Here is a 12,102-nt window from a genome sequence, read left to right on the forward strand (position 1 = left end):
GGGGCCAGAACCCCCACCCTTTTTTGTTGGCTGGCAACTGGGACAGGTTAAAGATTTGCCCAGTTGATGGCCCTGAAATCGAAGCTGTTTTCCAGCGTTGGTTTGATAATCCGGAAATACGGAGATGCATCAAAATCTCGCGGCGTGAACAAGGATGTGTGCCGGATACGGTAATGCTCGCGAATACAGCCCCTGCAGCTCGGGTCGTCTGAAGGTATTGTGTCGACAGTCGGAAGTATCGGGTAACGCAAACGCTGAAAACCCTCGGCAATAAACGTGGAACAGATCGCTCGTGTGGGGTCGCCGCTTCCAAGCGACAGCAATTTGTGCCGGTGCCGGGCAGGTACCGGCGGTGTCTGGATAAGATAGCGCGCCAGATCAAACACATTCTTCATGTCGTACTGGTCCCCCAACCGGCTCAGTGCGTAATCGGTTAGCATACGCATGTTGCCGTCATCCAGCCCTACAGGGCGGCAGATACGGGTATGACTATTTCGATAATAGGAGAGCGGCAGGGGACGAATACCGAACTCCAGATCCGCCTCGATCAGGGTGTGAGGTTCGCCATCTTCCGATATACCCAAACCTGAATTCGGCCCGAGGTAAAGCGCAGCATGAGACCAGGTTGACTGGGTCAGGTACTTTATCGCGACGCTGACGCGTGTATTACCTTCTACAAGCAGGACGTCTCCGGGCCTGAGCGCCTTTTCCAGCGCTTCATAGGTTGAAGTCGGCACGGAGTGTTGCGCTACCTGCTTGGAAAGATAGGCAGCCAAGCGCCTCGACAGCCAGTTAAGAAACATGCAGTACCCCGGTCGTAAATCTGTTTATATTGATAACACAGACAGACAATCGGGGCATCTGTTACACAAGTCGCCAATGCATGGTGCTAGGCAAGGGCGGGAGTCGGTTTCCGGGAAAGCGTAAGGGTATCGTAATCCCGTAACAGGAATAAGGCGGCACAGGCCGCCAGCATTGGCCAGGCAGCGAAGAATATGAGGTTGTCGAAAGGTTGGAGGTATTTGCTGAATGACGCGAGGGTGGAAACCCCGTGGAACACCAGAATGGCGCCGTAGGTCCAGGTTTTAAAGAGCCCTGCGACGAAGGCGAGAATCAGTGCCAGTTGGGCGATACCTATTGCATAAAAAGCGCTTTCTCCAAGACTTCCTAGCCCATAGAACGCGGTAAAGACTTTGGCCGCGTGTTCAGGCTGCACCAGTTTGTCCAGGGTCCAGAACAGAAATACAATAAAAACGCCGAGTCTGAGCAGCAGCAGGGCAAGAGGTAGCTGTTTGGGCATTCTTTTTTCCTTTGTGGTTTTTGAGTGATCGCTCCAGTGACAGGTGCGGTCATACAGAGTTCCACCAAAGGGGAGTTTTTTGAAACGATTGGGGTAGCGGAGATCGCACTGCAGCCTGTGTTACGTCATTCGCGAGTGCCGCCGTCAGACTTTCTTTCCCTGAGGGCCTCAGCCACCCGCTCATCTATTTTTCGAATCAGCTCTTCATTTTCCCGTCCGGATGAATGCACCTTTAAAAGATCGGTACTCGCGCGCAGATTGCCGATAAAGGTCCGACAATGTTTGCACATCATCAGGTGCATTTTCACGGACAGGTTCTGTCGGCTCGTGAGTTCACCATCTATGTAGTCACTGGCTATGTCTGCCAGATCCCTGCACATCAACATTTTCCTGTCTCCTGAAACGTTTCAACCATCAGAAAGATCTTCTGCCTCGCGCGGTGTAAAAGTACACGGAGGTTAGATGCACTGATATCAAGAATGTTACAGACATCTTCAGATTTGTGCTGATGGGCTTCGTACAGCATCAGGGCCGAACGCTGGGTTTCTGGCAGAGCCGACAGGTGTTTGTCCAGGCAGCCACTGAGCGCATCATTTTCCATAAGTGTGTCAGCAGATTCGTGGAACTTTAGTTTTGGTGGCAGGTCCCAGCGGCCTTTGGCATTGAAACGGTCGGCAAGCTCCGGGTCGAGGCTCTCTGAAAAGTCAGTAGCTACTTCCCTGTTAATGGATCGGAGCTTGTTCTTGCAGCGGTTGGCGACAATTCGGTGCAGCCAGGTTTTCAGGCCAGAGCGGCCTTCAAACTTCTGAATGGCATCAATCACCGTAACCCAGCAGTCCTGGACAATTTCTTCAGCGCTGGAGTGATCCAGGTAAAACCGGGCGACTGCCAGCATACCGGGAGAGTATTCCCGTACGGCTTCTTTGTAGGCGAATGAATTGCCTCGTTTCAGATCTTCGATCAGCGAACCTTGAGGATCGGGGTGGGTGGCAGTGTCCATGGAACGTCGTCCCTTGTATGGCGTTAGGAGATTATTTTGTTTTTAGTGTTTCTGATTCCGGGAAAGTTCCTGTATTTTGGAGCGATCACTCAAAAATATTTTTCAGTAGCGTGTAACATTCAACGGATGACCGTGTCTGAATGAAATCAACATACTGGTTCCTATATTTTAAAAGGCATGGATATGACTCGTAGCAAGCTCTTACTTCTTTTGGTCATAGCGGTAGTTGTTGCCGCTTTTATCGGCTTCGACGGGCACAAGTTGCTCACCCTGGAGAATCTGCAGGCGAACCAGAGCGCTTTGGCACAATGGATTGAGCAGAATCTTCTGATCGCCGTGGTCGGCTATGCTGCTGTTTATGTGGTAGTCACAGCCCTGTCTTTGCCAGGGGCTACCATAATGACTTTGGCAGGTGGTGCCTTTTTAGGCAATTTTTATGGCCTGATTGCGGTTTCTATTGCTTCAACCCTGGGTGCATCCCTGGCGTTTCTGGTGGCCCGATTCCTCATGCGGGACACGCTGCGCAAGCGCTACGCGGAAACCGTAGCGAAGATGGACCGGGGAATTTCAAAAGACGGTGCGTTTTATCTCGCAACGCTGCGGTTGGTTCCGGTGTTCCCCTTCTTCCTGATTAACCTGGCCATGGGCCTGACAGCCATGAAGCTGCGCACTTACGCTCTGGTAAGCTGGATTGCCATGCTTCCAGGTACTTTTGTTTTCGTTAACGCCGGAACGCAACTGGGTCAGATCCAGTCTACGAGTGATATCGTCTCCGCAGACCTGCTGCTTTCTTTTGCATTGCTCGGGCTCTTCCCTCTGATTGCAAAGTTCGTGGTGGGCTTCATCCGCCGTCGCAAGGTTTATGCCGGCTGGCAGAAGCCTGAGAGCTTTGACTACAACCTGTTGGTGATTGGCGGTGGCTCGGCAGGCCTGGTGTCCGCCTATATCGCTGCAGCGGTGAAAGCGAAAGTGGGGATGATTGAAAAGCACAAGCTGGGCGGCGATTGTCTGAACACTGGCTGCGTGCCATCGAAAGCCCTTATTCGCAGTGCCAAGGCCGCGGATACCATGCGCCATGCTAACCGCTATGGGCTGGAGTCGGTGCCGGTGAAAGGCTCCTTCAAGAACATCATGAACCGTGTTCAAGAAGTGATTGCCAAGGTAGAACCCCATGATTCCCCGGAGCGGTACAGCAAGCTGGGTGTGGATTGCATCTCGGGAGAGGCGAGCTTCGTATCTCCCTGGGAGCTGGAAGTCAGGCATAACGACGGCCGTATCGAGCGATTGACCGCTCGCAGCATAATTGTTGCCACTGGCGGAAAGCCGGCCATGCCGCCGATTCCAGGGCTTTCAGAAATGGCGCCTTTGAACTCTGACAATTTATGGGAACTGCAGGAACAGCCAGAGCGCTTGCTGGTTCTGGGTGGTGGTCCGATCGGTTCCGAGCTGGCCCATGCGTTTGCTCGCTTGGGGAGCCAGGTAATTCAGGTAGAAATGGGTGACCGGTTGCTGGCTAAAGAAGACAGCGATGTCTCGGAACTGATAAAAACCCAGTTTGAGAGCGATGGTATCGACCTTCGCCTGGAACACGCGGCCAGGGAATTCGCCATTGAAGAGGGTGAGAAAGTCGTTTACTGCGAGCACAAAGGCGAGCGGGTTCGTATTGCCTTTGATCAGGTGTTGGTCGCAGTGGGTCGCGCCCCGAACACCAAAGGTCTGGGGCTCGAAAATATTGGTATTGAAACTCTGCGCAATGGGACCGTGCCAGTTGAAGACGATATGAGCCTTCGCTACCCCAACGTGTTTGCCTGTGGTGATGTGGCAGGCCCCTATCAGTTTACTCATGCGGCTGCTCATCAGGCCTGGTATGCGGCGGTTAATGGCCTGTTCGGGCAGTTCAAACGCTTTCGGGTAGATTATCGGGTAATGCCCTGGGTAACGTTTACTTCGCCAGAGGTGGCTCGGGTCGGGCTCAGTGAGGCGGAAGCTCAAGCCCAGGGTGTTGCTTACGAAATTACCCGATATGGCCTGGATGACCTGGATCGCGCTATTGCTGAAAGTGAAGATTACGGTTTTATAAAGATCCTGACGCCACCGGGTAAAGACAAGATCCTTGGGGTGGTTGTGGTTGGTTCTCATGCGGGTGAAATCCTCGCGGAGTTTACGCTGGCGATGAAGCATGGCCTTGGGCTGAACAAGATTCTGGGCACTATTCACCCCTACCCGACCTGGAATGAGTCGGCCAAGTACGCAGCTGGTGAGTGGAAACGCGCCCACGCCCCTGAAGGTATTCTGAAACTGCTGGAAAAATTACACGGCTGGCGCCGGGGTAAAAGCCCGACCGTTCCGGCGAACCGTATAAAAGTAACCGAGCGCTGAAAATTGTGGGCGATAGCTGTCACCAGAAGGCTTCGCCTGTTTTCGAGCATCCTTATTCCAGAGCTATCGAGGAGCATTTATGCCCCTGACCGAAACCCGACCTGCCAGAAAACGCATTCCGGCGGTAGAAGTACTGGAGTCCAGAGCGTTTGATAGCTGGACTCACACCCGCAATGGCGACCCTCGCGGATACATCGACGCCGCCAGGCTGAAAGAGCTGTGGATTCACACGGGCACAGCTTGCAACCTGGCCTGCCCCTTTTGTCTGGAAGGCAGTCACCCGGGTGATGGCCGTATTCCCGGCATGAAGTTGAGTGATGTGAAGCCGTTTATTCACGAAGCCCTCGATATGGGTGTGGAGCAGCTTTCGTTCACCGGTGGCGAGCCGTTTGTGATTCGTGATTTTGTGAACATTCTGGATTATGCCAGTCAGCATCGGCCCTGCTTTGTGCTTACCAATGCCACGGAGCCGTTACTTAAGCGCCGTCATCAGGTGTTGCCGTTGCTGGAAAATCCCTACCCGATCCATTTCCGCGTGAGCCTGGATTTCCCGGATCGAGCTCGCCATGACAAGGATCGAGGTGAGGGTAGTTTTGATCAGGCGCTGGAGGGCATTCACTGGCTGGTTGAGCAGGGGTTCAAGGTGTCTATTGCTCGCCAGACGGATCCGGATGAAATTCCGGCTGACGTGGAAGCTGCGTTCCGGGAGATTTTCCGTGAGTGGCAGATTCCCGAAACTCTGGCGTTTACTGCGTTCCCGGATCTGGGTACGCCGGGATCAGAAGATGGTAGCCCGGAGATTACCGAAAACTGCATGGAGAAATATCCGACGGTGGATAGTCGTGCGCATTTCATGTGTACCTATACGCGGATGTTGGTAAAGAAGGGCGATTCGGTGCGGGTTTATGCGTGCACGCTGGTGGATGATGATCCTCAGTATGATCTGGGTGGGTCGCTGGCGGAGAGCATGGATGAGCGGGTTATGTTGCGGCACCACCGGTGTTTTTCCTGTTATCGGTTTGGGGCTAGTTGTTCGGCGCCTGTTTGAGTTTTGGCATGGGAGTTGGCGGTATGGGGGGTGACTGTTTATTTTCTTGGAAAAAACAACTCGCTGCGCTCAGACATTTTTTTCCGGCGAAAATAAACAGTCACCCCCCATACCGCGGCGGAATCGTGCAGGCCTCTTGATCAGAATGAAGATGGAAGCGTTCCAGGCGCCTGTTTGTCGGGGAAGGAACGAATTTGGTTCAGCTAAGGCGCTGGTGGGGTTGGGGTCAAAAAATGTGGAGCGCCATGGACGGCGCGACCAAGCCCCCCATGGATGGGTCCACGGGCGGTTTTTTGACCCCAACCCCACCAGCGCCGATACCTCCGAAGCTGAAATACGAATAAAACCCCGGAACACAACGAGGAAATAGACATCAATGAACATCACGGAAGCCTCCCTGTTTTGGGGATTTTTGCTGGTTTATGGCGTGGTTATGTATGTGCTGTCGCCAAAAAGCAGGAATTCAGAGTCTTTTTACAAAGGCGCGGATGATCAGGGTAACCCGGTTAGTCAGTGGTCGCTTACGGCGAGTATCTTTATCAGCTGGATTTTTGCCAAGTCGGTGACCAATGCAGCGAACCTTGGCGCGACTTACGGCGTGACCGGAGGGCTGGCTTATGCCAGTTATTGGCTGTCGATTCCGGTGGCTGGGTACATCATTTATCTCATTCGGACACAGACTGGCGCGCGCAGTCTGCAGGATTTTCTTACTTCGCGGTTTGGGCGTTTTGCGGGGTTGGCGTTTGCTGCGGCTATTCTGATTCGGCTGTATAACGAGGTCTGGAGTAACACGGCGGTTGTGGGTGGTTACTTCGGGTTGCCCGGGGAGTGGGAGTATTACGTTGCGGCTATGGTGTTCACGGCGTTTACGCTGGCCTACAGCCTGAAAGGTGGGCTCCGGTCCTCGATTTTTACCGATGTGATCCAGACCTTCGTGTTCGTGTTTTTCCTGGGTGCGGTGCTGTTCATGATTATCCCGGCCAACGAAACCTCGGCTTTACTGAGCGAAGGCGAGTTCCGGTTAAATGCTGGGTTTGATTTGTTGTTAGTCGCCTTGTTGCAGATGTTCAGTTATCCGTTTCATGACCCGGTGCTGACGGATCGGGGTTTTGTGAACAAGGAAAAAACCATGCTCAAGAGCTTTGTGGTTGCGGGCTTGTTGGGTTTTGTGGCGGTGTTCTTGTTCAGCCTGGTGGGTGTTCACGCCCGCCTGAATGGTATTGAGGCCATGGGCAATGCGCCCGCTGCAGTCGGCCAGTCACTTGGGTTGGCGGCGCTGTTTTTTATGAGTGTGGTGATGATGACTTCTGCAGGTTCTACCCTGGATTCAACCTTTACCTCTCTCGCTAAATCCCTGGCGGTTGACTTACCGCGTTTGGCGAAGCGGGCGACAGACCGGCTGCCCGGTATGCGGGTGGGCGCGGCTGTAATGATTGTATTTGCAGTGATTGGCAACCTGCCGATGTTTGCCGGTACGGATATTCTCAAGGCCACCACGATTTCCGGAACCATGGTGATGGGGCTGGCGCCGGTGTTTCTGTTTTACGGGTTCACGCGCTGGTCGCCGTGGAGTTTTCACCTGAGCTTCTGGACCGGTCTCGGGTTGGGGCTGATGCTGGCAATCGGTCTTATCCCGGCAGGTTGGGCTATTGGTGACGGTAATTACGCCATGTTGCTCGGCGTTAATGCCTATGGGTTCCTTATTTGCACTGCGGGCTTTTTCCTGCCGCTGGCCTTGCGCTTGCTGGTTGGTAAGTCTCTGACTGCGGGAGAGGTACGATGAGTGAAGGTCGCAGCTGTCCCCTGGCTTATCGCTATGAACCGGCGTCTTTATGCGCAAACCCCATGCCGGTTACGGAAGACGTTCTTTATGTCATTGGTGGGCTGTATGGGAACCCTTTTGCTCTGGATGAAATTGAGCGCATGGCCCTCGCCGAAGAACGGCAAGGGCGCAGCGTAAGGCTGGTGTTCAATGGCGATTTCAACTGGTTCAACGCCAGTGACGAACTGTTCCGCAACATCAACAGTCGGGTACTGAGCCACACGGCCAGCCTGGGGAACGTTGACTATGAACTGGCTGCCCCGAGTACGGGTGCCGGGTGCGGTTGTGCCTATCCTGAGTTTATAAACCAGGGCGTGGTTGAGCGCTCCAATCAGATTATGGCGAAGCTTCAGGATGTTGCCGGATCGCATCCGGATATCCAGAAGCGGCTGGCCTCTCTTCCCAGATATCATTGTCTGTTATTTGGAGGCCTAAAGATTCTGGTGTTGCATGGCGATCCGGAGTCTCTGGCCGGTTGGGGGCTGGCTCATGAATCCTTTGCTGCTGGCAACAGAGAAAAGCTCACTGAGTGGTTTGGGAGTTCCGGCGCGGATGTGATGGTGTCCACCCACACCTGCCTGCCGGTGCTCTGGTCGGGCGAAGTCGAGGGGCGTCGTCGCCTGGTGGCCAACAATGGCTCATCGGGTATGGGCAATCTGAGCTCTGATACCCGCGGCCTGATTGCTCGTGTTAGTCGCTCAGCACCGCTGTCTGAGTCGGTCGCAGGCCTGGAGTCCGGTGGATTGCATCTGCATCTGATGCCTGTTGACTTCGATGTCAGGGCTTGGCTTTCGGAGTTTGATCGCCTCTGGCCCGAGGGTTCCCCGGCTGCGATCTCCTATCGAAAGCGTGTTCTTGAAGGTGCCTCGCTCACCCCGGGCGAACTTGTGTTTCCTTCGGTTTTTTAATATTTCCGTCACTGGCGAATGCCATAATCCGGTCTATCATTGATGGAGGCGCTCATGGTTCCCGTGGCGCCTTTGACCGGGCCGACTTGAAATATATTTTGTGGTCTATATAATTTACCTCTTACTTTTAAGGCGAATTAACCACGTTATGACATCAGAAGGATCGAATACCACCGCCATCACCCTGCGTACACCCGTTAAGGATGATGGCTTCAGGCTCCACCAGTTGGTAGCAGAATGCCCCCCTCTGGATGCCAACTCGATTTACTGCAACCTCTTGCAGTGCAGCCATTTCGCCGACACCGGCGTTGCTGCGGAGAAAGACGGCGATCTGGTCGGCTTTATCTCCGGATACATCCCCCCCTCAAAGCCCGAAACTGTTTTTGTATGGCAGGTGGCCGTCCATGAGAAAGGCCGCGGTCAGGGCTTGGCCAAGCGGATGCTTAAAGAAATCGTGGCTCGGGATGCGTGCAAAAGCGTGACCCACATGGAAACCACGATCACCGCTGACAACGAAGCTTCATGGGCACTGTTCCGCTCCTTTGCGCGAGATATGGGCGCCGAGCTTGAGCACCATGAGCACTTCGAGAAAGACACTCACTTTGGTGGTCAGCACGATTCTGAATTTCTGCTGCGCATAGGGCCTTTCACCAAGTAGCTGCAGCAAGCGGCTCTCAAGCAGCCCTGGAGCGATTTCAGAGCTTATCCGGGTGTTCTTTAAGGGGCACTGTGTCTCCCTTTGCACCCGCGCTGCTCTCTCGGCCCCCATCGACACCGAACTCTATTCAAAAGCCTAGAGGCTAAGAGGAACTATTATGGAAGTTTTCAAGACTGAATCCGAAGTACGTGTATATAGCCGTGCCTTTCCAGTGATCTTTAATCGTGCCAAAAACGCACATCTTTACACGGAAGACGGTAAGCAGTATCTGGATTTTCTGGCCGGCGCAGGTTCGCTGAACTACGGCCACAATAACGATATTCTTAAAAAAGCATTGCTTGAGTACATTGAATCAGACGGCGTAAGCCAGGGCCTGGACCTGTTTACCACCGCCAAGCATGACTTCATCGAATCCTATAAGAAATACATTCTTGATCCCCGTGGCCTGGACTACAAAATGCAGTTCACGGGCCCGACGGGTACGAACTGTGTCGAAGCAGCCCTGAAGCTGGCACGTAAGGTGAAAGGTCGTACCGGTATCATCTCTTTTACCAACGGTTTCCATGGCGTGACCATGGGTGCAGTAGCTGCAACAGGTAACAAACACCACCGTGGTGGCGTGGGCGCGCCCCTGAGCAACGTCGACTTTATGTTTTATGACGGCTATCTGGGTGACGATGTTGATACTCTGGCCATTATGGACAAGCTGCTATCGGACAGTTCTTCCGGTGTTGAGCTACCTGCGGCAGTCATTGTGGAAGCAGTTCAGGGCGAAGGTGGCCTGAATGCGGCTCGTGCTGAGTGGCTGAAAGGCTTGGAAGCTCTGTGTAAAAAGCACGATATGTTGCTGATCCTTGATGATATCCAGGCAGGCAATGGTCGTACAGGTGAGTTCTTCAGTTTTGAGTTTGCGGGTATCAAGCCGGATATCGTCACTGTTTCCAAGTCTCTGAGTGGCTACGGCCTGCCGATGGCACTTGTGCTGCTCAAGCCGGAACTGGACATTTGGGACTCAGGTGAGCATAACGGTACCTTCCGTGGTAACAATATGGCGTTCATTACTGCCCGTACGGCAGTAGAAACCTATTGGAAAGACGATGAGTTCGCCAACAGTGTCAAAGAAAAGACCCAGGTTCTGGGTGATGCGTTGCAGGCGATTTGCGATAAGTACCCGGGCGAGTTCAAAATGAAAGGGCGGGGCTTGATGCGAGGCATTGAGGCTACCCATGCGGATATTACCGGGCCGATTACCAAACGTGCCTTTGAGCATGGCCTGATCATCGAGACCAGTGGTCCGAACGATGAAGTCATCAAATGCCTGATGCCGCTGACAACCAGCAAGGACGATTTGAAGCTGGGTGCCGAGTTGTTGGGGAAAAGTGTTGATGAAATCATGCAGGAAGGAATCAGCGAGGCGTCGTAAGGCGCCCCCGCAACTCGAACAATAATCTGCAGGATAAGCCAGGGTACGAATATGACGAGTCAATTACATACCGTTGAGAAGATCGGCGGTACCTCAATGAGCAACTACGAAGCGGTCCGCGACAACATTATTGTCGCGGACCGTAGTAAGGAAGATCTCTACCAGCGCATCTTCGTGGTTTCTGCATACGGTGGTGTTACCAACGAGTTGCTGGAACACAAAAAAACCGGTGAGCCGGGCGTGTATGCCTTGTTCGCTGACGCAGAGTCGGATTGGGCATGGGGTGATGATCTTACCCATCTGATCAAGTTCATCACCGATATTAACGGCGAACTTTTTGAAGACCCGATGCTGAAGCAGCAGGCTGATCAGTTTATTACCGATCGTATTGAAGGTGTTCGCGGTTGTCTTATTGATCTTCAGCGTTTGTGCTCTTACGGCCAGTTCCAACTCGAAGAGCATCTGCTCACGGTTCGGGAAATGCTTGCTGGCATTGGTGAAGCGCACAGTGCGTTCAATACAACCCTGAAACTGCAGCAGGAAGGCATCAATGCGCGGTTTGTGGATCTTACCGGTTGGCGTGATACCGAACTGTTACCGCTGGATGAAAAGCTGAAGCAGGCATTTGATGCGGTGGATTTGAGCCGTGAACTACCTATCGTAACTGGCTACGCACAGTGCAAAGAAGGACTGATGCGTACCTTCGATCGGGGCTACAGCGAAATGACCTTCAGCCGCGTGGCAGTGATGACTGACGCCCGCGAAGCCATTATTCACAAGGAATACCACCTGAGTTCTGCTGACCCCAACATTGTAGGCGCAGAAAAAGTGGTCCCGCTGGGTCGTACCAATTATGACGTGGCAGATCAGCTGGCAAATTTGGGTATGGAAGCTATTCATCCCCGCGCTGGCAAAGGCCTGCGTCAGGCTGAGATTCCGTTGCGTGTGATGAACACATTCGAGCCGGAACACACGGGTACCCTGATCACTGGCGATTATGTGAGCGAAAAGCCACAGGTTGAGATTATTGCCGGTGCCAAGGGCGTGTTTGCGATAGAAGTGTTTGATCAGGATATGCAGGGAGAGCCAGGCTCTGATCGTCGCATTCTGGATATTCTCAGCCGCTTCAAGGTGCGTTTTATGGCGAAGGATACTAACGCCAATACGATTATCCACTATGTGGACAGCACTCTAAAGCACGTAAAGCGTGTGGTAAGTGCGCTGAAAGATGAGTTTCCCAATGGTGAGATCAGTACCCGTAAAGTAGCGGTGGTTTCAGCGATTGGCAGCGATATAAAGATGCCGGGTATTCTTGCGCGGTCGGTCAAAGTGTTGGCTGATGAGGAAATCAACATTCTGGCTTTGCACCAGTGTATGCGACAGGTTGATATCCAGTTTGTGGTTGATGAAGACAACTATGAGAAAGCGATCATTGCTTTGCATGGGGTTCTAGTCGAACCCCACAATCATGGTTATGCGATTGTCGCGGCCTGAGGAATGAGTGCAGAGTGGATTCATGGCGCCGGCAGGGCGGCCGGCGATGAATCCATCCTTGGTATGAGGA

The 12,102-nt window shown here is 53.2% G+C and carries 12 protein-coding genes; 7 read left to right on the forward strand and 5 right to left on the reverse strand.

The genetic code is table 11. From position 1 onward, the window contains the following. Positions 1 to 47: 47 nt before the first annotated feature. From Q4501_RS07170 to Q4501_RS07185, 4 genes are all read right to left on the reverse strand, one after another. The gene (locus tag Q4501_RS07170; protein ID WP_303595395.1) at positions 48 to 803 is read right to left on the reverse strand and encodes a YiiX/YebB-like N1pC/P60 family cysteine hydrolase; all 756 of its coding nucleotides are present in this window, start codon (positions 801 to 803) and stop codon (positions 48 to 50) included. Between the two features lie 86 nt (positions 804 to 889). Further along, complete coding sequence (locus tag Q4501_RS07175) at positions 890 to 1,300, reverse strand: hypothetical protein (RefSeq protein WP_303595396.1); 411 nt, start codon at positions 1,298 to 1,300, stop codon at positions 890 to 892. Between the two features lie 125 nt (positions 1,301 to 1,425). Continuing rightward, complete coding sequence (locus Q4501_RS07180; protein ID WP_303595397.1) at positions 1,426 to 1,686, reverse strand: zf-HC2 domain-containing protein; 261 nt, start codon at positions 1,684 to 1,686, stop codon at positions 1,426 to 1,428. Continuing rightward, positions 1,680 to 2,300 (reverse strand): RNA polymerase sigma factor, encoded by a 621-nt coding sequence (locus tag Q4501_RS07185; RefSeq protein WP_303595398.1) that lies wholly within the window; start codon positions 2,298 to 2,300, stop codon positions 1,680 to 1,682. Before Q4501_RS07185 ends, Q4501_RS07180 begins: the two co-directional genes overlap by 7 nt. A 183-nt stretch (positions 2,301 to 2,483) precedes the next feature. Between Q4501_RS07185 and Q4501_RS07190 the strand changes: the two genes are divergently transcribed. Both Q4501_RS07190 and Q4501_RS07195 read left to right on the forward strand, forming a co-directional pair. Continuing rightward, entirely contained in the window at positions 2,484 to 4,679 is a 2,196-nt protein-coding gene (locus Q4501_RS07190; protein ID WP_303595400.1) for an FAD-dependent oxidoreductase, read from the forward strand. 79 nt (positions 4,680 to 4,758) lie between these two features. Beyond that, positions 4,759 to 5,727, forward strand: coding sequence for a radical SAM protein (locus tag Q4501_RS07195; protein WP_303595402.1), 969 nt, complete (start codon positions 4,759 to 4,761; stop codon positions 5,725 to 5,727). Positions 5,728 to 5,796: 69 nt separating this feature from the next. Here the strand turns inward: Q4501_RS07195 and Q4501_RS07200 are convergent, their stop codons facing one another. Beyond that, entirely contained in the window at positions 5,797 to 6,111 is a 315-nt protein-coding gene (locus Q4501_RS07200; protein WP_303595404.1) for a hypothetical protein, read from the reverse strand. Between Q4501_RS07200 and Q4501_RS07205 the strand changes: the two genes are divergently transcribed. The 5 genes from Q4501_RS07205 to Q4501_RS07225 all read left to right on the forward strand — a co-directional run bounded on the left by Q4501_RS07205 (position 6,104) and on the right by Q4501_RS07225 (position 12,032). Beyond that, positions 6,104 to 7,510 (forward strand): sodium:solute symporter, encoded by a 1,407-nt coding sequence (locus tag Q4501_RS07205; RefSeq protein ID WP_303595405.1) that lies wholly within the window; start codon positions 6,104 to 6,106, stop codon positions 7,508 to 7,510. The genes Q4501_RS07200 and Q4501_RS07205 overlap by 8 nt on opposite strands. Then, positions 7,507 to 8,457 carry a hypothetical protein gene (locus Q4501_RS07210; protein ID WP_303595406.1) on the forward strand — a complete coding sequence of 317 codons (951 nt, stop codon included), beginning with the start codon at positions 7,507 to 7,509 and terminating at the stop codon, positions 8,455 to 8,457. The genes Q4501_RS07205 and Q4501_RS07210 overlap by 4 nt, the downstream gene beginning before the upstream one ends. Positions 8,458 to 8,605: 148 nt before the next feature. Continuing rightward, positions 8,606 to 9,115, forward strand: a complete 510-nt coding sequence (gene ectA / locus Q4501_RS07215) for a diaminobutyrate acetyltransferase (RefSeq protein WP_303595407.1) — start codon at positions 8,606 to 8,608, stop codon at positions 9,113 to 9,115. 157 nt (positions 9,116 to 9,272) lie between these two features. Further along, a complete protein-coding gene (ectB, locus tag Q4501_RS07220) occupies positions 9,273 to 10,538 on the forward strand; it encodes a diaminobutyrate--2-oxoglutarate transaminase (RefSeq protein WP_303595408.1) in 1,266 nt (421 codons plus the stop codon). 51 nt (positions 10,539 to 10,589) lie between these two features. Next, entirely contained in the window at positions 10,590 to 12,032 is a 1,443-nt protein-coding gene (locus Q4501_RS07225; protein ID WP_303595409.1) for an aspartate kinase, read from the forward strand. The last annotated feature ends 70 nt before the right edge of the window (positions 12,033 to 12,102 follow it).

This window comes from Marinobacter sp. 2_MG-2023 (assembly GCF_030546935.1).
GTDB lineage: Bacteria > Pseudomonadota > Gammaproteobacteria > Pseudomonadales > Oleiphilaceae > Marinobacter.

Coding starts and splice junctions, on each gene's coding strand:
- Q4501_RS07180 (WP_303595397.1), bottom strand. CDS start 1,686: ATGTTGATGTGCAGGGATCTGGCAGACATAGCCAGTGACTACATAGAT.
- Q4501_RS07175 (WP_303595396.1), bottom strand. CDS start 1,300: ATGCCCAAACAGCTACCTCTTGCCCTGCTGCTGCTCAGACTCGGCGTT.
- ectA (WP_303595407.1), top strand. CDS start 8,606: ATGACATCAGAAGGATCGAATACCACCGCCATCACCCTGCGTACACCC.
- Q4501_RS07225 (WP_303595409.1), top strand. CDS start 10,590: ATGACGAGTCAATTACATACCGTTGAGAAGATCGGCGGTACCTCAATG.
- Q4501_RS07195 (WP_303595402.1), top strand. CDS start 4,759: ATGCCCCTGACCGAAACCCGACCTGCCAGAAAACGCATTCCGGCGGTA.
- Q4501_RS07190 (WP_303595400.1), top strand. CDS start 2,484: ATGACTCGTAGCAAGCTCTTACTTCTTTTGGTCATAGCGGTAGTTGTT.
- Q4501_RS07170 (WP_303595395.1), bottom strand. CDS start 803: ATGTTTCTTAACTGGCTGTCGAGGCGCTTGGCTGCCTATCTTTCCAAG.
- Q4501_RS07205 (WP_303595405.1), top strand. CDS start 6,104: ATGAACATCACGGAAGCCTCCCTGTTTTGGGGATTTTTGCTGGTTTAT.
- Q4501_RS07210 (WP_303595406.1), top strand. CDS start 7,507: ATGAGTGAAGGTCGCAGCTGTCCCCTGGCTTATCGCTATGAACCGGCG.
- Q4501_RS07185 (WP_303595398.1), bottom strand. CDS start 2,300: ATGGACACTGCCACCCACCCCGATCCTCAAGGTTCGCTGATCGAAGAT.
- ectB (WP_303595408.1), top strand. CDS start 9,273: ATGGAAGTTTTCAAGACTGAATCCGAAGTACGTGTATATAGCCGTGCC.
- Q4501_RS07200 (WP_303595404.1), bottom strand. CDS start 6,111: ATGTTCATTGATGTCTATTTCCTCGTTGTGTTCCGGGGTTTTATTCGT.